Raw genomic sequence first — 19,649 nt, forward strand, 5'->3', positions numbered from 1 at the left:
CCCGCTGCCGCGCGGCCCATCAGCGCGCCGCGTCGCGACTGATCAGCGCCTCGGTGAGCGCGCTCTTCAGCGACTGCCGGCGCTGGGCGTATTCCGCGCGCGCGGCGTCGTCCGGGTCGCGTGCGCGCTCGAACTTCGCATCGAGGTCGGCGATCTGGCGCGCGAGCCGTTCCGCCTCGCGATCGGCGGCCACCGCCGACGCCACGCCCGGCGTGCGTGGTGCAGTGCGTCGCCCGAAGGCGCGCGCCAGCGACACCAGCATCGCGAGCGCGATGGCGGCCACCAGTGACAGCACGATCCGCGTCTTCTGCGCCTGCGCACTGCCGGGCAGCGTGATCTCCAGCACCCCCTCCGCCGGCACGTCATTGCCGAGGAAGCGTCGGAAGTTCCGGCCGTCGAGCGATGCCGGCGCCGTCTCGCTGGTGCGCGGCGCGGTGACGGTGGCCTGCGGATCCTCCGCCAGCACCTCGAGCACGCCGGTCGCGAACTGCACCGGCACCTTGAGCGGGAAGGCGTCGGCGTCCACCGAGTACGAGAACGAGAGACGCTTGAGGCCGGGTGCGAACGGCATCTGCACCAGCACCTCGCCCTCGGAGAACGTCACCGCATCGGCCGGCACGTCACCCTGCGCGACCTTGAAGTCCTGGGCGCCCTGCGGGATGCGCACGCGGAACGTCGGCGTCTTGTCGGAGCGGCCGATCAGCGTGCGGCTCGAGTCGTTGGTGATCTCGAACACCTCGATCAGCGCGCGACGGGTGCCGCCGGTGCTGGCCGAGAGGATGATGTGGCGGCCGCGGACCGTGAGCCGGATGCCCGACGAGGTGGTGTCGAAGACCTGGATCTCGGCATCGGGCCCGGAGACCTGCGGCTGCGACAGCCCCGAGGAGAAGTAGGCGATGCCGGCGTAGCTGGCCGAGACGAAGTAGATCGCGTCGGGGGCACCGGTCTGCCGGTAGGAGAAGCGGTACGCGCCGTCGCTGGTCGTGCGCATCGAGTCGAGGGGGCCGGCGCGGTCCTGCCCGACGCGATGGAGGGTGACCCACGTCCCGATGACCGGCTCGAAGGCCTCGGCACCGGGGCGGACCACGCGCCCCTCGACGGTCCGGACGCCATTGGCGGCGCCCGCCGCCGCAGCGGTGTCGGCCGGCAGCGAATCCGCCGGAACGGCGGGCGGTGGCGCCTGGGCGCCCGCAGGCGCTGCCAGCAGCAGCAGCAGCGTCAGCACCGGTGCCAGCACGCTGCGCCACGGCCGGCCGTCAGGGCATGAACTTGCCAAGATCTTCCGGTCGCAGTCGCTGAAGGTATGCCTTGAGTTCATCCGGGCTCATGTCCATGCCGGTGGATCGATCCCCACCGGGGATCGGCGGCGGTACGATGGACTGCTCGTCGCCGTCGTGCACGATGAGCAGGTCGTCTGCGGCAAAGATGGCGGCACCGGTGCGCAAGGCAATGGCGACCGAGTCGCTCGGCCGGGCATCGATCGAGATGATCGACTCACCATGCTGGAGCTGGAGCTCCGCGAAGTACGTCCCGTGCTCCACGCGGCTGATGACGACGCGCCGCACGGTGGCGCCGAGGCCGAGGATGACCTGCTTGATGAGGTCGTGGGTGAGCGGCCGGTCGCGGGTCACCGACTGCAGTTCCATGACGATGGCTTCCGCCTCGGGCTGCCCGATCCAGATCGGCAGCACGCGGGTGCCGTGCAGCTCGCGCAGCACCAGCACGTACGTGCTGGCGACGCTGTCCACACCCAGTCGCGCGACCCGCATCTCGATCATGCCCGGAAGCTACTGGGACGGGGTCACACGGGAACAGCCCACGCGCCGCACCGGGTGGTGCCACGCGTGGGCTGTCCGGACTGCACCTCAGATCAGATCGCGGCCTTGAGGTCCCGGGCGCGGTTCGTCCGCTCCCAGGTGAACGTGTTGTACAGGCGGGACGGCTTGCCGGTCGTCACGTCCACGTGGCGCACCTGCGACGGCGTGCGGCCGAAGTGGCCGTACGCGGTGGTGGCCGAATAGATCGGCTTGCGCAGGTCGAGCGACGTGATGATGCCCTTCGGCGTGAGGTCGAAGACCTCGCGGACGGCGCGCGTGATCTCGGCATCCGGCACGACACCCGTGCCGAAGGTCTCGACGCGGATCGACACCGGCTCGACGACACCGATGGCGTATGCCACCTGAACTTCGCAGCGGCGGGCGAGGCCAGCCTTGACGATGTTCTTCGCCACCCAGCGCGCGGCGTAGCAGGCGCTGCGATCGACCTTCGACGGATCCTTGCCGCTGAAGGCGCCGCCACCGTGACGGCCCATGCCGCCGTAGGTGTCGACGATGATCTTGCGGCCGGTGAGGCCGCAGTCACCCTGCGGGCCGCCGATCACGAAGTTGCCGGTCGGGTTGATGTGGAACGTGATCTTCTTCTGCGCCAGCTCGGCGGGCAGGCAGGGCATGATGACCTGCTCGATGACCGTGTCGCGGATCGTGCGCTGCGACACATCCGGGGCATGCTGCGTGGAGACGACGACCGTGTCGACGGCGATCGGGCGGCCCTTGTCGTCGTAGGCGACGGTGACCTGACTCTTCGCGTCGGGGCGCAGCCACTTGATCGCCTTCGACTTGCGGAGCTCGGCCAGGCGGGCGGTGATGCGGTGCGCGAGCGTGATCGGCATCGGCATCAGCTCGTCGGTCTCGTCCGTGGCGTAGCCGAACATCATGCCCTGGTCGCCGGCACCGCCGGTGTCGACGCCCTGCGAGATGTCGGGCGACTGCTTGTCGATCGTGCTCATCACGGCGCAGGTGCGGCCGTCGATGCCGAACTCCGGATCGTCGTAGCCGATGGCGTTGATGGTGCGACGCACGAGCGACGGGATGTCGACCCACGCCGACGTGGTGATCTCGCCGGCGACGACCGCCAGGCCAGTGGTCACCAGCGTCTCGCAGGCGACGCGCGCCTTCTCATCCTTGGCCAGGATGGCGTCGAGCACGGCATCGGAGATGGCGTCGGCCACCTTGTCGGGATGCCCCTCGGTAACCGACTCGGAAGTGAAAAGATTGCGTTCAGCCACGGCCCTTTGGGTTCAAGAAGGTATAAGGAAATGTTTATATGTCAGACGGCGTATCCCAAAATATCCCCGCTGTCCGACGCGAGCAACCCGAGTTCGACCGGCGACAGGTCAAAAGCAGCGGCCTGGAGCAGGCGCCGGACGATCCGCTCGGCCTCCGCGGCCGTCGAACTGTTCAGCGCCGCCTCGGCCGCATCCCGGGCGGATTCGGCCGATACACTCCGGAGCATCCGCTTCATCAACGGCACCGCCCGAGGGGCAACACTGAGATGACGAATACCCAGCCCAACTAGCACAAATGCGGTCAGGGGGTGGGAGCCCATCTCCCCGCAGACCGCCACTTCCAGCCCCCGGCGCCGCCCCGCGTCCACCGTCTGCCGGATCAGCCGCAGCACCGCCGGGTGCAGCGGGGTGAAGCGGGCCGCCAGGTTCACGTTCCCCCGGTCCACCGCCAGGGTGTACTGCACCAGGTCGTTCGTCCCGATGCTGAAGAAGTCTGCATCGTTGACGAAGGTGTCGGCGGCCACCGCCGCCGCCGGCGTCTCGATCATCACCCCCACCTGGACCCGGTCGCGGAAGACGGCGCCGCGCTCGTTCAGCGTCCGGGCGGCCTCGGCGATGAGGGCCCGGGTCCGGCGGACCTCGTCCACGCTGACCACCAGCGGGAGCAGTATCCGCACGTCGCCGTGCGCGGCCGCCCGCAGCAGCGCCCGGAGCTGGACGAGGAAGAGGTCGGGCTGGTCCAGGCACATCCGGATCGCGCGCCAGCCGAGGAAGGGGTTGGCCTCACTGGGGAAGCCTCCCACCGGGAGCTTGTCCCCGCCGATGTCGAAGGTGCGGATCACCACCGGCTTGCCGGCGAATGCGTCCACCACCCGGCGATAGGCGCGGTACTGCTCGTCCTCGTCCGGCATCGCGGTGCGTCCCAGCACCACGAACTCCGTGCGCATGAGCCCCACGCCATCGGCGCCACTGCGGGCGGCCAGGTCGGACTCCTCCGGCAGGTCGACGTTCGCGCGGAGGTAGATCCGTTCGCCGCCGCGCAGCTGCGCCGGCACGTTGGCCTGCGAGCGCAGGCTCTCCTCGAGGAGCGCCGCCTGCTCCGCACGCAGGCGCGCCTGCGCGATCTCCTCGTCGGTCGGGTTGACGATCAGCACGCCGGTGGTGCCGTCGAGGACGACGCGATCGGTGCCCTTCAGGCGTGACGTCGCGTCGCGCAACCCGACCACGGCCGGCAGCCCGAGCGACCGCGCCAGGATCGCCACGTGGCTGGTGCTGGTACCCTCGTCGGTGGCGAGCGCGGCGATCGCCTCGCGATCGAGCTGCACGGTCAGCGACGGCGTGAGGTCGTGCGTGACGAGCACCGCGTTGCTGCCCTTCGGCAGGTCCACCGGATCGGTGTCCGGCAGCGACAGCAGGATGCCGAGCACGCGGATGTGCAGGTCCATCAGGTCGCCGACGCGCTCGCGCAGCATCGGGGCCTGCGCCCGCCCGAAGCGCCGGCGCCACTCCAGCATCACGAGGTCGAAGGCATGCTCCGCGGCCCGGCGCTCGAGGATGAAGCCCTCGACCTCCGAGTTCAGCGCGCGGTCGTCGAGCATCGAGATCTGCACCTCGAAGATCATCGACTCCTCGGCGCCCGCATGGTGCGCGGCGCGGTCGCGCACGTGGCGCAGCCGGTCCTGCGCGCGCGACACGGCATCGCGGAAGCGGGTCAGTTCATGCGGGACCTCGGCCTCGGTGACGGTGCGCGCCGGCACGTCAGGCACTTCCCAGCGCAGCAGGTGCACCGGTCCGGCGATGATGCCCGGCGAGGCGGGCAACCCGCGCAGCATGCGTTCCATCAGTGTTCCCCGAAGCGTCCAGCCACCAGGGCCGACAGCGCCTCGAGCGCGGCATCCGCATCCGCGCCATCGGCGCGGATGGTGATGCAGGCCCCGCACTCCGCCGCGAGCATCATGACACCCATGATGCTCTTGCCGTTCACCTCGACATCATCGCGCACGATGGTGATCGCCGACTGGAACCGGGCCGCGGTCTTCACGACCTCGGCCGCCGGCCTGGCGTGCAACCCGTTGCGATTCAGGATCTCGACTGTGCGCTCAGGCATGACGGAGAAGGAAGAGGACAAGCGCCGCGAACCCGGCGACGAGGGCAAGGCGCCATCCTTCGACGCGACCGTGGAACAACACCAGCGTGCCAGCCCCGGCCGCGGCCGTGGCGAACGTGATCCCGGAACGGGCGAGCCCGCCGCCGTCGACGAGACGCATGATCGTGAGCGGCACGGCGACCCCGGCGAGGAAGGTGCCGGCGCGCGCCAGCCACACCGGCCCCTCGCGCAGGATGGGGTGGCCCAGCGCACTCGCCACCGACAGGCCCTTCTCCCAGCCCATCTGCAGGCCCCACAGCCGCAGTGCCACGTGCCCCGCATTGTACAACAGGAGGAAGAGCAGCACGCAGGCGAGGGTCGGCGCACCGAGGCCGAACAGTGCCAGCGCAGCGAAGGAACAGGTCGGCAGCAGACCGACCCACACGAGTCGGTCCCCGACGCTGCCCAGCGGTCCGCAGAGCGCCGTGCGGAATCGCTCGATGCGCGCGGCCGGCTGCCCCTCGAGCTCGGCCCGTGCGAGCGCCCCGACGGCGAAGCTGCTCAGGTACGGATGCGCGTTGAAGTACTGGCTCTGCCGTGCCAGCGCCGCGCGGTACTCCGCCCCGCCCTGCCCGCCAGGCAACAACCGCAGCGCCGGCTCGACACAGAAGCCGATCCCGTTGCCGATCAGGATCTCGTAGTTCCACGAGGCCTGCACGGCGAAGAGGCGGCTGGCGATCACCGCGCGCGTGACGAGCGGCAGTGTGGGCGCCTGCGTCGCCGTGGTGGGCACCGGGGTCACGGCGCTGCTCATGGTGTCAGGGCGATCACGAGCCCCACACCGAGCACCAGCCCGGCGATGCCGAACCAGCGGGTGCCAGCCGTGGAGTGGAACATCTTCCACGCGGCCCCCGCCGCGACGGCACCGCCGAGCGCCGCCAGCATCGGCATGGCGTAGGGCGCGAGCGGCGCGGGCTGGACGGCGATCCAGCGGACGCCGGGCAACGCGATGCTGGCGGCGCCGAGGGCAATCAGGCCGGCACGCGCGAGGTCGGCGGTCGCGCCGGCCACCTGCAGGCCCGCCACGGTCCGCGCCGAGCCGCGCGCGAGCGCCTCGAGGCGCCGCCGCGCGAGGCGTGCGTTGAGGTGGCGCAGCTGCACCATCGACCAGCCGCCGACGTAGGCCGTGAGCAGGCCGAAGGGCACGGCGAAGAGCAGCGCCATCGGCATGCCGCCCACCGAGGCGCCGACCGCCGCCGCCGCACCGGCCACCGGTGACGACGAGCCCCATTCGGGATAGCGCGACGCGCCGAACGGCAGCGTTTCGTGTGCGAAGAGCTCGAGCAGCACCCCGCAGATCATGCCGACTCCTGCGTCGCCCATGAACGCGCCGCCGAGCGTGGCCGCCACGATCGGGCGCGAGAGCTGCGCCTGCGGGAAGCTCACGACATCCAGCCCGAGGATGGCGCCGAGCATGCCCAGCACGAGCACGTCCACGATCACGTGGTGGCCTCACCCGTCAGGATCTGCTCGAGCGGCACGACGCGCGCCGCGGGCAGGTCCTGTGCCGATATCTCGACGCCGCTGTCCGCCATGGCCCGGAGCTCCGATTCCTCGGCCGCAGTCAGGAACACGTAGCGCAACCGCTGCGTGCGGCCGGCACGGTGGTGCACGCCGCCGAGGTTCACGCGGCGCATGGCAGGGATCGCGGCACACAGGCGCGCCATGGTGTCGATGTCGCCGGTGAGCAGCATGCCCGGCTTCGGGTCAGCGGCGAACGCCGGGTATCGCTCGACGGCCTGCGCCACGCTCACGAATTCCACGCGCATGTCCGGCGGGACGCCCATGCGGTAGAGCTCCTGCTCCCATTCGCTGGCAGCGACCTCGTCGTCCACCAGCACCAGGAACCGCAGCTCCAGCGGCTGTCCCCAGCCCACGACCACCTGGCCGTGGATGAGGCGATCGTCTATGCGGTGCAGCTCAATCGGCACGGGGGGTGCCTCGGGTGACGATCATGGCCGCCCGCCCCTTCTCGACGGCCGCATCGGCGGCGTGCGGTGCATCGGCGGCGGCAAAGGCATAGTCGATCAGCACCGGGAGGCTCACGCCCGTGACCACGGTCACCTGGGGGTGATCGCGCTGCGCGCGACGCGCCGCCATGGTGGTGGAACCCGCGGGGAGGTCGGAGAAGATCACGGTCACGCCATCGGCGATCGCGGCGCGCACGAGGTCCTCCATGGCGCGGGTGTCGAGGCCGTAGTTGCTCACGGTGCGAAAGAGGTCGGCGCGTCCGGTGATGGCCGTCACCGCCGACACCAGTCCGGCGGCAAAGTCCTTGTGGCCGATCACGAGCGCCGTCGCCCGTCCCTCGGTGTCAGTCATGCCCGGCAGTCCCCACGGTGGTTGCCCCTCCCGGGAGCGAGCCGCGCAGTTGCCGCGTCACTCATTGTCTTCCTGCAGGTAGCGGCGCACCTCGACATCACGCGGGGTGAGGCGCGGTTCCCGTGCGTCGGCGCTGCGGCGCATGCGGGCGATGAGGCGTTCATTGAATTGCTCGGCGGGATTCACGCCAGCGTAGCGCAGGAGGTGGTTCATCGCCAGCACCTCGAGGATGACGGTGATGTTCTTGCCCGGGTTGAGCGGCACCCGGATGCGCGGGATCGGGACGCCGAGGATGTCGGTGGTCTCGAGGTCGAGGCCCGTGCGGTCCAGGTGTGCATCACCGTGCCAGAGCTCCAGCTCCACCGCCACCTCGATGCGCTTCTGCTGGCGCACGGCGCGGATGCCGAAGAGCGCCGGGATGTCCACCAGGCCGACGCCGCGGATCTCCATGTGGTGGCGCTGCAGCTCGTGGCCCTTGCCGATCAGCACGTCGTTGCCGCGCTTGAGCACGATCACCATGTCGTCGGCGACCATGCGGTGCCCGCGCTCGACCAGGTCGAGCACGCACTCCGACTTGCCGATGCCGCTCTGCCCGATCAGGAGCAGGCCGACTCCGTACACGTCGGCCAGCGAGCCGTGGAGGGTGGTGCGCGGGGCGAACTCCTCCTCCATCGCCGGCTTGATGCGATGATAGAACTCGTTGGTCTTCAGCGGGGAGCGGAAGAGCGGCATGCCGGCGGCCGCGGCCTCGCGGAGGAACTCCTCGCTCAGCGTGAGTCCCTTCGTGATGAAGCAGCAGGGGAATGGCAGGCGGAAGAAGGCGCGCAGCACGTCGAGGCGGCGCGCCTCCTCGAGGGAGGAGACGTAGGTGATCTCCGTCTCCCCGATGATCTGGCAGCGGTCGGGGACGAATCGCTCGGTGTACCCAGCCAGAACGAGCCCGGGGCTGGACACCTCCGGGCTCGTCACTGGCCGGTCGAGGCCAATGGCCTCGCCGATGGGTTCCAACTCCAGAATGTCTTTCAGCCGGTCGAAGAGCCGGCTCACCGACAGGGTCGCCGTCACGCGCTCCGCGTTGCCAGGGCCGTGACGCGGGCGCGCGTCCGCGCCGGGTTCTTCTTCGGGATCTGCGCCTGCAATCGGGTGAGGGCGTCGGTCAGCGCGGCGGCGTAGGAGCGGGAGCGTCCCTCGGCCACGAGGTTGCGCTGCTTCGGTGCATGGAGCACGATCTCGACCCGGCGCGTCGGCCCGTCGTCCTCGAATCGCACGACAGCGTCGACCGCACGCTGCAGGCGGCGCCCGAACTTCAGGACCGCGCGCTCAGCGCGTCCACGCAGGGGCTCAGGGATCGTGGCATGATGCGCGTGAAAAATGATCTCCACCAGCGTGTCCTCCTTCGCGCACCTGCTGACGCAGGTGCGCCTCGGTGTGATCGGCCGCGGACTCCCAGGTGAAGGACTCAGCGAAAGCTCGTCCGGCCGTCCCGAGTCGGGTGACCAGTGCCGGATCGGCGATGATTCGATCGAACGCCCCGGCGAGCGCTGCGACATCGCCGTGGGGCACGAGGAATCCGGTCCGTCCATCCAGCACTGATTCGCGCAGGCCCGGGGAGTCGGACGCCACCACTGGCGTCCCGCACGCCGCCGCCTCCAGGTTCGTGATACCCCACCCCTCCTTCGGGGAGGTGAGGCTCACGATCCACGCTCGACGGAGCAAGGCGGACTTCTCCGCCTCACTCACGAATCCAAGAAACCGCACGCGTCGTCCGAGGTCAAGCGACGCCGCGAGGGCCTCCAACCGGGGACGATCGTCCCCCGTGCCTGCAATCTCGACCGCTGTCGTACGATCCTGCATCCGGGCGACCGCCTGCAGGATGAGCTCGACACCCTTGTACCGCCGCAACCGGCCGACGTACGCGATCACGGGGGTCGCCGACCGCTCGGCCGGCGCCGGCGTGAACGCCTGGCTGTCGATCCCGCAGTAGATCACCCGGGTCCGTTCCACTGGTACCCCCCGGGCCAGCAGATCGCTCCGCGTGCTCTCGCTGATGGCCGTGAAGTCGCACCGGCGGTAGACCAGCGGGATCGCCCGCTCGGCGGCCACCACCGTGCCTGCCACCGCCCACCCGGCCTCGCGGAACGCGGTCCAGCCGAACAGGTGCGGCACCACCACGTCCACCGGCTCCCGCACCCACACCGGGCTGAACAGCGGCAGCTTGTTGATGTCCTCGACCACCACGTCGAACGCCCCCGCGCGGCGGAGCGCCCGGTAGGCGCCCACCACGTGCAGCGCGAAGGTCCAGCGCCCGCCGGCGCGGTGGACCTTCATGCCGTCCAGCGTGGCCTCCCGCGCGCAACCCTCCCAGCCGCTGCACAGCAGCGTGACGTCGTGGCCGCGCTGCGCCAGGCGGCCGTAGATCTCGTGCAGGTGCGTCTCGGCGCCGCCGGCCTGCGGATTCTCGCGGTCGAGCCAGTTGATGACGAGAATGCGCACCGGTCAGAGCTTGTCGAGGCGGCGCGCCAGCGCATCGAGCACGCCGTTGACGAACTTCGCGCTCTGCTCCGAGCCGAAGCGCTCGGCGAGACGGACCGCCTCCTGCAGCACCACCTTGGCCGGTGTGTCCATCTGCCGCAACTCACCGGCGGCGATCCGGAGCACGCAACGCTCCACTGCGCCGAGGCGGTCGATCCGCCAGTTGGTGGTGATGGACTCCAGGTCCGCGTCGATCGCGGCGATGTCGCGCTCGACCGCGGCGACGATCACCGACGCGAACATCCGCTCGTCGCGCGGGATGCCGATGTCGTCCCACACCGTGCGGGCCACGGTGCCGAGCGGCTGCACCCGGCCCCGCACATCCCACGCATAGAGGGCCTGGAGCGCGCGCGATCGCGCACGCGTCTCAAGCCTGGGCTTCGCCATCGAGCTCCCCGGGTTCGAGTGCATCGAGGCGCGACAGCAGGTCGGCCATCTCGAGCGCCGCCAGTGCGGCGTCACGGCCCTTGTTCCCGTGCTCACCACCGGCGCGCGCCTCGGCCTGCGCCATGTTGTCGGTGGTGAGCAGCCCGAAGCCGATCGGCACCTCGAAGTCGGCGCCGAGCTGCATCATCGCGCGCGACACCTCGCCGGCGACGTACTCGAAGTGCGGCGTCCCGCCCCGCACCACGGCACCGACCACCACGCAGCAGTCGTAGCGTGCGGTGCCGAGCAGTGCCCGCGTCGCGGTGGGCAGTTCCCACGCGCCCGGCACCACCACCACGTCGATGTCGTCGAACGACACGCCGCACTCGACGAGCGTGCCGACCGCGCCCTCCCCCAGCGCCTGCGTGACGGTCTCGTTGAAGCGGCTCACGACCACCGCCACGCGGCGGCCGGTGCCGTCCGGGGATCCGATGAACTCAGGCATTGGGCGTGGCGCTGAATGGCAGGTGACCGAGCTTGGCGCGCTTGACCTTGAGGTACTGCGAGTTCTCCGTGTTGAGCGGCGCCTCGAGTGCGACCTGGCCGGCGACCCGGAGGCCGTAGCCCTCGAGCCCGACGATCTTCTTCGGGTTGTTCGTGATCACGCGGATCGAGTGGATGCCGAGGTCGAGGAGGATCTGCGCCCCGACACCGTAGTTGCGCAGGTCCGGCCCGAAGCCGAGCCGCTCATTGGCCTCGACGGTGTCCGCCCCCGCGTCCTGCAGTTCGTAGGCCCGCAGCTTGTTGAGCAGGCCGATGCCGCGGCCCTCCTGGTCGAGGTACACGATCACGCCGCGCCCCTCGTGCACGACCATCTCCATCGTGGTCTCGAGCTGCCAGCCGCAGTCGCAGCGCAGCGAGTGGAAGGTGTCCCCGGTGAGGCACTTCGAGTGCATGCGCACCAGCACGTCCTCGCCGTCGGCCAGGTCGCCGTACACCAGCGCCACGTGCTCCGCGTTGTCGATGTCGTTGCGGAACCCGACGATGCGGAACTCGCCGAACTCGGTGGGGAGGCGGGCACTCGCCACGCGGTGCACCAGCCGCTCGGTCTGCAGCCGGTGTGCGACGAGCTGGGCGACGGTGATGAAGGTCAGCCCGTGCCGCGTCGCGAAAGTGGAGAGCTGGTCACGCTTGGCGGTCGTGCCGTCGTCGTTGAGGATCTCGCAGATCACGCCGGCCGGCGTGAGGCCCGCCATGCGCGCCAGGTCCACCGCGGCCTCGGTGTGCCCGACGCGCTTGAGCACCCCGCCCTCGCGCGCGCGGAGCGGGTGGATGTGCCCGGGCCGGCGCAGGTCCGACGGCTGCGTCCGCGGGTCGACGGCCACGCGGATGGTCTGCGCGCGGTCCTTCGCGCTGATGCCGGTGGTCACGCCGAACCGCTCGTCGGCGTCGATGCTCACCGTGAATGCGGTCCGGAAGGCGTCGGTGTTCTCGCGGCCCTGCGGCCCGAGCTCGAGCTGCTGCACGCGCTCGGGGGTCATCGCGAGGCAGATCATCCCCTTCGCCTGCAGCATGAAGTTGATGACCTCGGGGGTGATCATCTCGGCGGCGCAGATGAGGTCTCCCTCGTTCTCGCGGTCCTCGTCATCGGCGACGACGATGACCTTGCCCTGCCGCAGGTCCTCGATGGCTTGTGCAATGGTGCCGAATGGCATGGCGTTCTCTAGTGACCCATGCCGCGGAACAGCCCGAGGGCGGTGCCGAGCATCTGTGGTGGCAGCGCCGAGCCGGAGTGCGGCAGCGCCTGGAGGTACGGCGTGAGGAGGTGCTGGACGAACTTGCCGATGACGTCGCACTCGAGGTGCACCGCGTCGCCGCAGTGCCGGTCGGCGAGGGTCGTGTGCGTCCAGGTGTAGTCGATGATCGAGAGCCCGAGGATCCCGGGTTCGGGGAGGGCGTTCACGGTGAGGCTGACGCCATCGACGCAGATCGACCCCTGCGGCACCAGCAACGCCGCCACGGCCGGCGGCACCTGCACGAGGATGATCCAGGCATCGCCCTGCCGCGCCACCGAGGTGACCCTGCCGACGGCATCGACGTGCCCCTGGACGAGATGCCCGCCCAGGCGGTCGGTGGGGCGCATCGCACGCTCGAGGTTCACCCGTCGCCCGGCATCCCAGCCACCGAGCGCGGTGCGCTCGAGCGTGGTGACCACGGCCGCGACGGTGAACCAGCCCGCGCCGTGCTCGCGCACGGTGAGGCAGGTGCCGTCGAGCGCGATGCTCTCCCCATCCAGCAGGTCGTCGTAGCGGCACTGCACGCGAAACTCGCGTCCGGCGTCGGTGGCGCGGACCTGCTCGATGACGCCGATGTCGTCAACGAGTCCGGTGAACACTGCGGCTGAGGTCGTAGATGGCCATGAGATCGTCCCCGAAACGGCGTTGCGCGACCAGACGGTGTCGCACGGTTGCGTCCTGGGGGATGTGGACGCCGGCCTGCAGGGGGCGCACGGCATCGGCGCCCAGCAGGACCGGGGCTGTGAAGATAACCAGCCGGTCCACCAGCCCATCGGCCAGGAGGGCGTCGGCGAGCGCCGCACCACCCTCGCAGTAGATCGACTCCACCCCGGCCGCCCGCAGCGCCGCGAGCTGCGACGGAAGGTCGGGGGCCGGCAGCAGGGAGACGCCGGCCTCGGCGAGGGCCGACAGCGCCGGCGACGAGCCCGGCAGGCAGGCGACGATCACCGGGATCTCCCGGGCGCTGCGGACCAGCGCGCCCGTGCAGGGCAGCCGGCCATGCCGGTCGAAGATCACCCGCACCGGCGCGCCCTGTGGCGTGGGCAGGCCACGCACGGTCAGCAGCGGGTCGTCCGCGATCGCGGTGCCCACGCCAACCGCCACCGCCGCGTGGTCGCGTCGCTGCCGGTGCACCTCGCGCCGCGCCGCCGGTCCGGTGAGCCACGTCCGGCTGCGGTCGGCGCCCGCGATGGCGCCGTCGAGGCTGAGCGCCAGCTTCAGTGTCACGAACGGACGGCCACTGGCGAAGCGGTGGAAGAAGGCGGGGTTCTGGTCCAGCGCCGCCTGGGCCTCGAGTCCGCCCTCGGCCCGCACGCCGGCGGTGGCGAGGCGCTCCGCCCCGCCCTGCATCGCCGGATTCGGGTCGGTGGCCGCGTAGACGACGCGTGCCACCCCGGCCGCGAGCAGCGCATCGACACAGGGCGGCGTGCGCCCGGTGCCGTTGCAGGGTTCGAGTGTGACGTACACCGTGGCACCGCGGGCCGCCTCGCCGGCGGCGGCCAGCGCCATGATCTCGGCATGCGCACCTCCGGGCGGCTGCGTGTGGCCCTCGCCCACGACGCGACCCTCGCGAACGACGACGGCGCCGACCATGGGGTTCGGCGCCGTCGTGCCACGGCCGCGGAGCGCCACACCCAGCGCCCGCCGCATGAAGCGGCGATCGTCGGTGGAGAAGGCGCTCACCGCGGCGACATCGTCATGCGGTCAGAAGCTGAGGCGCAGGCCAACCGAGCCGAACATGCGCTTCTCGTTGATCTTCCCGTCGGTGAACTCGTTGAACGTCGACACGCTGTCGCCGCCGAAGGTCTGGCCCGCCTCGGCCCCGATGCGGAGCTTCAAGATGTTCAGGGCCAGCGAGCCGTAGGCGGCGTTCCGCTTGATCTGCTGCGTGAGCACGAAGGCCCCGCTGGCGGCGGAACCGACGGGCGGCGTGACCCGCGCCTGCAACTGCGAGAAGCTGCGATACGTGTCCTGGCCGACACCGCCGCCGATCTCGATGAAGCCGAGCTTCTTCGACGCCGAGAGACGCAGGGCGTCGTTGCGGATGCTGAGTTCCGAGAGCGCGAGGCTGTCGTTCACGGTGACCCCCGAGACGCCCGACGTGAAGCTGGTGCTGAACGTCGTGGTCGGGATCTGCCGGCGGAAGTAGCTGATGGCCACGGCCGGCACCATCAGCCGGTCGGCAAGGAGGCCGAGGCGCGCACCATACCCGAACTTGAACGAGCTCTTCGACGGCCGGATGCTGAAGTCCTCGACGTCCTGCTTCGGCATGTACGCGACGTTCACCAGGGCGTCGAGCGACAGCACGCGCTGCACGCCGAGGTTGACGCCCGGGAAGACACCGAGCGCCACGTCGAGCGCCGGCATCGGGACCGGTGCACGCTTGGTGGCGAAGGTGCTGCGGACGACGCCGGTGCCGCTCAGCGACACGTTCGTGATCTCGGGCACCGCGCCGTCCATGGCGTTCACGCGCAGGCCGATCGACAGGCCGCGCACGGCGCGCGAGGAGCCGAGCACGGGTCCGCCGCCGCCGAGCGCGCCCTGCACCTGGGGCATGAGCATCGCGAAGATGTCGGTGCCCTTCTGGCAGGCGTCGCGCAGCGCCGCCGGTTGCGAGGCGCACTGCGCCGACTGGGCGGAGAGCGGCAGGGCGAGCGCGCCGGTGCTCAGTGCAACGACGGCCAGGAGGCGGGCGGGTGTGGTCACGAGACGGGAGGTAGGAGTTGCACCGCGCCCGAGCCGGGCCGGATGGCACCAAGGATCCACGACGGTGTGCCTGATTCCGCCGCGGCGGCCTGCACCTCCCTCACATGGTCCGGGGCGCAGGCGATCACCATACCGACGCCCATGTTGAAGGTACGAAACATCTCGCCGTCCCCGACCCGCGCCGCCGCCTGGAGCTGTCGATACACATTGGGCACGTCCCATGACGTGAGATCAATGGCCGCATCGAGATGGTGCGGCAGCATGCGGTTCACGTTGCCCGGCAGCCCGCCGCCGGTGATGTGCGCCATGCCATGCACCAGGCCGAGCACCGGCCGCAGTGCGGGCAGGTAGGTCACGTGCGGCCGCAGCAGCACCTGCGCCACGGTCTGGCCCTCCTCGCCCGGGAAGGGATCAGCCACGCCGAGCCGCATGGCATCGCTCACGATCTTGCGGGCCAGCGAGTAGCCGTTGGTGTGGAGGCCGGCACTCGCGAGCGCGACCAGCGTGTCACCATCGCGCACCCGGTCCGCCCCGAGGACCGCGTCCTCTTCCATGATGCCGGTGATGAAGCCGGCGAGGTCGTAGTCGGGCGGGGTGTAGACGCCCGGCATCTCCGCCGTCTCGCCGCCGAGCAGCGCGCAGCCGTTCTCGCGGCAGCCGTGCGCCACGCCGGCCACGATGCCCTCGGCGACGACCGGATCGAGCCGGCCGAACGCGACGTAGTCGAGGAAGTAGAGCGGCACCGCGCCCATCACGAGGATGTCGTTGACGCAGTGGTTCACGAGGTCGCGGCCGACGCCGTCGTGCACGCCGGCCTCGATCGCGACCTTCAGCTTCGTGCCGACGCCGTCGGCGCTCGACACGAGCACCGGGGCCCGATAGCCCGCCGGCACGCGGAACATCCCGCCGAACCCGCCGAAGCTGCCGCGCGCCCCCGGCGTCAGCGTCGACTCGACGAGCGCCTTGATGCGACCCTTCGCGTCGTCGGCCTTCTCGAGGTCGACGCCCGCGGCGCGGTAGTCCAGCGGCGCGCTCACGCGGACATCGGCGCCTCGAACGCGACCAGGCGGTGGAACTCCCGCACCCGCTCCTCGATCTCCGGGCGCGTCAGCTCGATGGTGCGCTCGTTCGAGAACTTCTCGACCGCGAACGATCCCATCGCCGAGCCGTAGACGACGGCCTTGCGCATGCTCTCCTCGCTCAGGTCGCCGGTGGCGGCGAGGTAGCCAATGAAGCCACCCGCGAAGGAATCGCCGGCGCCGGTGGGATCGAACACCGACTCCAGCGGGAACGCGGGGGCGAAGAAGATCGTGCTCCCCGAGAACAGGAACGCACCATGCTCCCCCTTCTTGATCACGACGTGCTTCGGGCCGCGGGCCATGATCCACCGGGCGGCCTTCACCAGGTTGGCCTGCTCGGTGAGCTGCCGCGCCTCGGCGTCGTTGATCGTGATCAGGTCCACGTGGCCGAGCAGCTCGAGCAGGTCGGGGCGGCGGCTCTCGATCCAGAAGTTCATCGTGTCGCACCCCACCAGGCGCGGGTTCTTCACCTGCTTCAGCACGTCGAGCTGGAGGCGCGGGTCGATGTTGCCGAGGAAGACGAACGGCGAGTCGGCCAGCGTGGCGGGGATCTTCGGCCGGAAGTGCGAGAACACCCCGAGGCGCGTCTCGAGCGTCTCGGCGGAGTTCAGGTCGTGCCGGTAGCGCGCGCGCCAGCGGAAGCTCTCGCCCTCGGCCACCTCGACGCCGCTCATGTCCACGCCCTTCGCCTTCAGCGGCTCGAGCTTCTCCATCGGGTAGTCGGTGCCGACCACGCCGACCATCCGCACCGGCGCGAAGTGGCAGGCGGCGGAGGCGAACATGTTGGCGGAGCCACCGAGCACCTCCTCGGCCTTCCCGAACGGGGTCTCAACGGAATCAAGGGCGACGGAACCGACGACGAGTACGGACATGAGCGGTGTTCTCGGGGAGTAGGGGAGCAGCGGACGGCCTACATCCGCTCCGGGGCGGACAGGCCGAGCACGGCGAGGGCATTCGCGAGCACGACGCGGGTGGCGTTGGCCAGCACGAGGCGCGCCTGCATGATGGGTGGTGGTTCGTTCAGGATGTGATGCTTGTGGTACCAGGTGTGCACGAGCGCCGCGGTCTTCTCCAGCCAGTTGGCCAGCCGGTGCGGTTCCAGCGCCTGCGCCGTGCCGGCGAGGAGCGCCGGGAAGTCGGCCAGCGCCTTCACCAGCTCGCGCTCCTCCGGCTCCACCAGCACGCCCAGGTCGACGCCCGCGCCGGTGACCGAGGCGGGGTCGATCGCGCCGACGCGGAAGATGCCGCACAGCCGTGCATGCGCCATCTGGATGTAGTACACGGGATTGGCCTCCGACTGGGAGCGGGCGAGGTCGATGTCGAAGACGAGCTGCGAGTCGCCCTTCCGCATCACGAAGAAGTACCGGACGGCGTCACGTCCGACCTCCTCGATGAGGTCCCGCACGGTCACGTAGCTGCCGGCGCGCTTGGAAATCTTCACCTCCTCGCCGCCGCGCATCACCGTCACCATCTGGTGCAGCACGTAGTCGGGGTATCCCTCCGGGATGCCCACGCCCAGCGCCTGCAGGCCGGCGCGGACCCGCGTCACGGTGGAGTGGTGGTCGGAGCCCTGCACGTTGATCGCACGTGAGAAGCCGCGCTCCCACTTCGTCACGTGGTAGGCCACGTCCGGCACGAAGTAGGTGTATTCCCCGCCCTTCTCCGCCGAGCGCTTCATCACGCGGTCCTGGTCATCCCCGAAGTCGGTGGTGCGGAGCCAGAGGGCACCGTCCTTCTCGTAGGTGAAGCCACTCTGCACCAGCGCGGCCACGGTCTCCTCCACCTTGCCGTCGGTGTAGAGGGAACTCTCGAGGTAGTAGGTGTCGAACACCACCCCGAAGGCCTTCAGGTCCAGGTCCTGCTCGGCGCGCAGCGCGGCCACCGCGAAGCGGCGGATCGCGTCGCTGTCGGCGACCGCGGCATCGTCAGGATGCGCGGCGCGGTACGCCGCGGCGATCTCCCGGATGTAGTCGCCGTGATAGCCGTTCTCGGGAAACGCGATCTCCGCGCCGCCCAGCTCCTGTGCGCGCAGCTGCACGCTGCGCTGCAGCGTGTTGATCTGGCCGCCGCCGTCGTTGTAGTAGAATTCGCGGCTCACCTTCCAGCCGGTCCACTCGAGCAGCGTGCTGATGGCGTCGCCGAGCGCGGCCTGCCGGCCGTGGCCGACGTGCAGCGGCCCGGTGGGGTTCGCCGACACGAACTCGATCACCACCGGCCGGCCGGCCCCCTCGCTGCCCCGCCCGTACGCGGCGCCGCTGGCGATGATCGCCGGCAGCACGCGCGTGAGCGCGCCGGTGTCGACGCGGAAGTTCAGGAATCCCGGGCCCGCGATCTCGGCCGCACTGATCCCGACCCCGCCCAGGTCCATCGTGGCCACCAGCTGCGTCGCCACGTCCTTCGGCGCCCGCTTCAGCGGCCGGGCGAGCATCATGGCCGCGTTCGTCGACCACTCGCCGAACGCGGGATCGCGCGGACGTTCGACCACCGCGACGAAGTCGTCCGGCGCACCGAGCGTCCGTGCCGCGCGCTCGATCTCCGCGCGCAGCGTGTCGGGCGAGCTCACGATGCGGCTGGACCGCTGCCCGACGACGGCTTCGGATCGCTCTTGGCCGGCGCGGCCTTGGACTCCGACGCGGTCGTGCCGGCATCCGCCTTCGGTTTGGCCCCCCCTTCGGACGTGGAGGGGGCCGAGGGCTTCGGCGCATCCCCCTGCGTGCGATGGGCATTGCGGCCGTAGTCGGTCAGGTAGAATCCCGAGCCCTTGAACAGCAGGGCCGCGCCGCCGGAGATGATCCGCACCGCGGTCCCCTCACCGTTGGGGTTCGGGATCTCGGCGGGAACTTCGGAGATCTTGAAGGACCGCTCGATGATCGTGCCATCGGGCAGGCGAAACTCGTAAGTGGGCATGACTCCGGCACTTGGAAGAGACGACAACCATGCAAGCTAGCCGGGCCGTGATGGGCATTCAACGGCGCCCCGGGCTCGCGGGGGACGGCAACCGGCGTCGAGGGGTAACAGCAGGCCGTGCGCATCGGCCACCAAATTCGTGGCCCGCGCGGACCCGGCCCGGCCACCCCCAAGCCCACCGCCGGCACCAAGTCACACCCCGCGTCACCCAACGACGCCGCGCCCCCGTCCAGCCCCCACGCTGCCCTCGCCACCTTCGGCGCCGGCTGCTTCTGGGGCGTCGAGCAGATCCTCTCCCGACTCCCGGGTGTGACGGGCACGGCCGTCGGGTACATGGGCGGTGGCATCTGCGCACCGACCGACGAACAGCCCTGCAGCGACACGACCCGTCGCGCCGAGGTGGTCCAGGTCACGTTCGACCCGGCCATGCTGCCATATGAGCAGTTGATCGACGTCTTCTGGCGCCTCCACGACCCGGCCCAGGTGAACCGCGAGGGGCCGGACATCGGGCGCCAGGCCCGGAGCGTGGCCTACACGCACGACGCGGAACAGGAGCACATCGCCCGCGCGACGTTCTGGACGGGCGAGGCGTACCACCTGCAATACTTCGACCGCCGTGGGGTGGAAGGGTGCCACCTCTACCCGGCCTGGGAGCGCGCCAAAGACCGGGCACACGCAGACCCGGACCGGAATCCGGTGACAGTGCACACAACCGGAATCCGGTGACAGTG

At 70.4% G+C, this 19,649-nt stretch carries 23 protein-coding genes; 1 reads left to right on the top strand and 22 read right to left on the bottom strand.

Annotated features, from left to right (window positions below; all coding sequences use genetic code 11):
* Window positions 1-19: 19 nt before the first annotated feature.
* The 22 genes from IT355_07190 to IT355_07295 all read right to left on the bottom strand — a co-directional run bounded on the left by IT355_07190 (window position 20) and on the right by IT355_07295 (window position 18,918).
* A complete protein-coding gene (locus tag IT355_07190; protein MCC7053037.1) occupies window positions 20-1,237 on the bottom strand; it encodes a hypothetical protein in 1,218 nt (405 codons plus the stop codon).
* A gap of 19 nt (window positions 1,238-1,256) precedes the next feature.
* Complete coding sequence (locus IT355_07195) at window positions 1,257-1,778, bottom strand: bifunctional nuclease family protein (GenBank protein ID MCC7053038.1); 522 nt, start codon at window positions 1,776-1,778, stop codon at window positions 1,257-1,259.
* A gap of 92 nt (window positions 1,779-1,870) precedes the next feature.
* Window positions 1,871-3,064: a methionine adenosyltransferase gene (locus IT355_07200; GenBank protein ID MCC7053039.1), complete on the bottom strand. Its 1,194-nt coding sequence runs from the start codon at window positions 3,062-3,064 to the stop codon at window positions 1,871-1,873.
* A 41-nt stretch (window positions 3,065-3,105) separates the two neighbouring features.
* The gene (gene ptsP / locus IT355_07205) at window positions 3,106-4,905 is read right to left on the bottom strand and encodes a phosphoenolpyruvate--protein phosphotransferase (GenBank protein MCC7053040.1); all 1,800 of its coding nucleotides are present in this window, start codon (window positions 4,903-4,905) and stop codon (window positions 3,106-3,108) included.
* Window positions 4,905-5,171, bottom strand: coding sequence for an HPr family phosphocarrier protein (locus IT355_07210; protein ID MCC7053041.1), 267 nt, complete (start codon window positions 5,169-5,171; stop codon window positions 4,905-4,907). The genes ptsP and IT355_07210 overlap by 1 nt, the downstream gene beginning before the upstream one ends.
* A complete protein-coding gene (locus tag IT355_07215) occupies window positions 5,164-5,964 on the bottom strand; it encodes a PTS system mannose/fructose/sorbose family transporter subunit IID (protein MCC7053042.1) in 801 nt (266 codons plus the stop codon). The genes IT355_07210 and IT355_07215 overlap by 8 nt, the downstream gene beginning before the upstream one ends.
* Window positions 5,961-6,647 carry a PTS sugar transporter subunit IIC gene (locus IT355_07220; GenBank protein ID MCC7053043.1) on the bottom strand — a complete coding sequence of 229 codons (687 nt, stop codon included), beginning with the start codon at window positions 6,645-6,647 and terminating at the stop codon, window positions 5,961-5,963. Before IT355_07220 ends, IT355_07215 begins: the two co-directional genes overlap by 4 nt.
* A 2-nt stretch (window positions 6,648-6,649) precedes the next feature.
* Window positions 6,650-7,141, bottom strand: a complete 492-nt coding sequence (locus IT355_07225) for a PTS sugar transporter subunit IIB (protein ID MCC7053044.1) — start codon at window positions 7,139-7,141, stop codon at window positions 6,650-6,652.
* On the bottom strand, window positions 7,131-7,532 hold the full coding sequence (locus tag IT355_07230; GenBank protein ID MCC7053045.1) for a hypothetical protein: 402 nt from the start codon (window positions 7,530-7,532) through the stop codon (window positions 7,131-7,133). The genes IT355_07225 and IT355_07230 overlap by 11 nt, the downstream gene beginning before the upstream one ends.
* Before the next feature lie 57 nt (window positions 7,533-7,589).
* A complete protein-coding gene (hprK, locus tag IT355_07235) occupies window positions 7,590-8,597 on the bottom strand; it encodes an HPr(Ser) kinase/phosphatase (protein MCC7053046.1) in 1,008 nt (335 codons plus the stop codon).
* Window positions 8,594-8,914, bottom strand: coding sequence for an HPF/RaiA family ribosome-associated protein (locus IT355_07240; protein ID MCC7053047.1), 321 nt, complete (start codon window positions 8,912-8,914; stop codon window positions 8,594-8,596). Before IT355_07240 ends, hprK begins: the two co-directional genes overlap by 4 nt.
* Window positions 8,874-10,025, bottom strand: coding sequence for a glycosyltransferase family 4 protein (locus IT355_07245; protein MCC7053048.1), 1,152 nt, complete (start codon window positions 10,023-10,025; stop codon window positions 8,874-8,876). The genes IT355_07240 and IT355_07245 overlap by 41 nt, the downstream gene beginning before the upstream one ends.
* A 3-nt stretch (window positions 10,026-10,028) precedes the next feature.
* Window positions 10,029-10,451, bottom strand: coding sequence for a transcription antitermination factor NusB (gene nusB, locus IT355_07250; protein MCC7053049.1), 423 nt, complete (start codon window positions 10,449-10,451; stop codon window positions 10,029-10,031).
* Window positions 10,432-10,935 carry a 6,7-dimethyl-8-ribityllumazine synthase gene (locus tag IT355_07255; protein MCC7053050.1) on the bottom strand — a complete coding sequence of 168 codons (504 nt, stop codon included), beginning with the start codon at window positions 10,933-10,935 and terminating at the stop codon, window positions 10,432-10,434. The genes nusB and IT355_07255 overlap by 20 nt, the downstream gene beginning before the upstream one ends.
* Window positions 10,928-12,145, bottom strand: coding sequence for a bifunctional 3,4-dihydroxy-2-butanone-4-phosphate synthase/GTP cyclohydrolase II (locus tag IT355_07260; GenBank protein ID MCC7053051.1), 1,218 nt, complete (start codon window positions 12,143-12,145; stop codon window positions 10,928-10,930). Before IT355_07260 ends, IT355_07255 begins: the two co-directional genes overlap by 8 nt.
* A gap of 8 nt (window positions 12,146-12,153) precedes the next feature.
* A complete protein-coding gene (locus IT355_07265; GenBank protein ID MCC7053052.1) occupies window positions 12,154-12,825 on the bottom strand; it encodes a riboflavin synthase in 672 nt (223 codons plus the stop codon).
* A complete protein-coding gene (gene ribD / locus IT355_07270) occupies window positions 12,806-13,909 on the bottom strand; it encodes a bifunctional diaminohydroxyphosphoribosylaminopyrimidine deaminase/5-amino-6-(5-phosphoribosylamino)uracil reductase RibD (GenBank protein ID MCC7053053.1) in 1,104 nt (367 codons plus the stop codon). The genes IT355_07265 and ribD overlap by 20 nt, the downstream gene beginning before the upstream one ends.
* A 21-nt stretch (window positions 13,910-13,930) precedes the next feature.
* Window positions 13,931-14,932, bottom strand: coding sequence for a hypothetical protein (locus IT355_07275; GenBank protein ID MCC7053054.1), 1,002 nt, complete (start codon window positions 14,930-14,932; stop codon window positions 13,931-13,933).
* A complete protein-coding gene (locus tag IT355_07280; GenBank protein ID MCC7053055.1) occupies window positions 14,929-15,969 on the bottom strand; it encodes a phosphoribosylformylglycinamidine cyclo-ligase in 1,041 nt (346 codons plus the stop codon). The genes IT355_07275 and IT355_07280 overlap by 4 nt, the downstream gene beginning before the upstream one ends.
* Entirely contained in the window at window positions 15,966-16,883 is a 918-nt protein-coding gene (locus IT355_07285; protein ID MCC7053056.1) for a sugar kinase, read from the bottom strand. Before IT355_07285 ends, IT355_07280 begins: the two co-directional genes overlap by 4 nt.
* Window positions 16,884-16,921: 38 nt before the next feature.
* Window positions 16,922-18,577, bottom strand: coding sequence for an arginine--tRNA ligase (locus IT355_07290; GenBank protein ID MCC7053057.1), 1,656 nt, complete (start codon window positions 18,575-18,577; stop codon window positions 16,922-16,924).
* Window positions 18,571-18,918 (bottom strand): hypothetical protein, encoded by a 348-nt coding sequence (locus IT355_07295; GenBank protein MCC7053058.1) that lies wholly within the window; start codon window positions 18,916-18,918, stop codon window positions 18,571-18,573. The genes IT355_07290 and IT355_07295 overlap by 7 nt, the downstream gene beginning before the upstream one ends.
* Window positions 18,919-19,035: 117 nt before the next feature.
* Here IT355_07295 and msrA point away from each other — a divergent pair, with 117 nt between their 5' ends.
* Window positions 19,036-19,644: a peptide-methionine (S)-S-oxide reductase MsrA gene (gene msrA / locus IT355_07300; protein ID MCC7053059.1), complete on the top strand. Its 609-nt coding sequence runs from the start codon at window positions 19,036-19,038 to the stop codon at window positions 19,642-19,644.
* Window positions 19,645-19,649 lie beyond the last annotated feature (5 nt).

Source organism: Gemmatimonadaceae bacterium (assembly GCA_020851035.1).
In the GTDB taxonomy this organism is placed as follows: Bacteria; Gemmatimonadota; Gemmatimonadetes; order Gemmatimonadales; family Gemmatimonadaceae; genus JACMLX01.

Coding starts and splice junctions, on each gene's coding strand:
- IT355_07195 (MCC7053038.1), bottom strand. CDS start 1,778: ATGATCGAGATGCGGGTCGCGCGACTGGGTGTGGACAGCGTCGCCAGC.
- ptsP (MCC7053040.1), bottom strand. CDS start 4,905: ATGGAACGCATGCTGCGCGGGTTGCCCGCCTCGCCGGGCATCATCGCC.
- IT355_07210 (MCC7053041.1), bottom strand. CDS start 5,171: ATGCCTGAGCGCACAGTCGAGATCCTGAATCGCAACGGGTTGCACGCC.
- IT355_07215 (MCC7053042.1), bottom strand. CDS start 5,964: ATGAGCAGCGCCGTGACCCCGGTGCCCACCACGGCGACGCAGGCGCCC.
- IT355_07230 (MCC7053045.1), bottom strand. CDS start 7,532: ATGACTGACACCGAGGGACGGGCGACGGCGCTCGTGATCGGCCACAAG.
- nusB (MCC7053049.1), bottom strand. CDS start 10,451: ATGGCGAAGCCCAGGCTTGAGACGCGTGCGCGATCGCGCGCGCTCCAG.
- IT355_07255 (MCC7053050.1), bottom strand. CDS start 10,935: ATGCCTGAGTTCATCGGATCCCCGGACGGCACCGGCCGCCGCGTGGCG.
- IT355_07260 (MCC7053051.1), bottom strand. CDS start 12,145: ATGCCATTCGGCACCATTGCACAAGCCATCGAGGACCTGCGGCAGGGC.
- IT355_07285 (MCC7053056.1), bottom strand. CDS start 16,883: ATGTCCGTACTCGTCGTCGGTTCCGTCGCCCTTGATTCCGTTGAGACC.
- IT355_07295 (MCC7053058.1), bottom strand. CDS start 18,918: ATGCCCACTTACGAGTTTCGCCTGCCCGATGGCACGATCATCGAGCGG.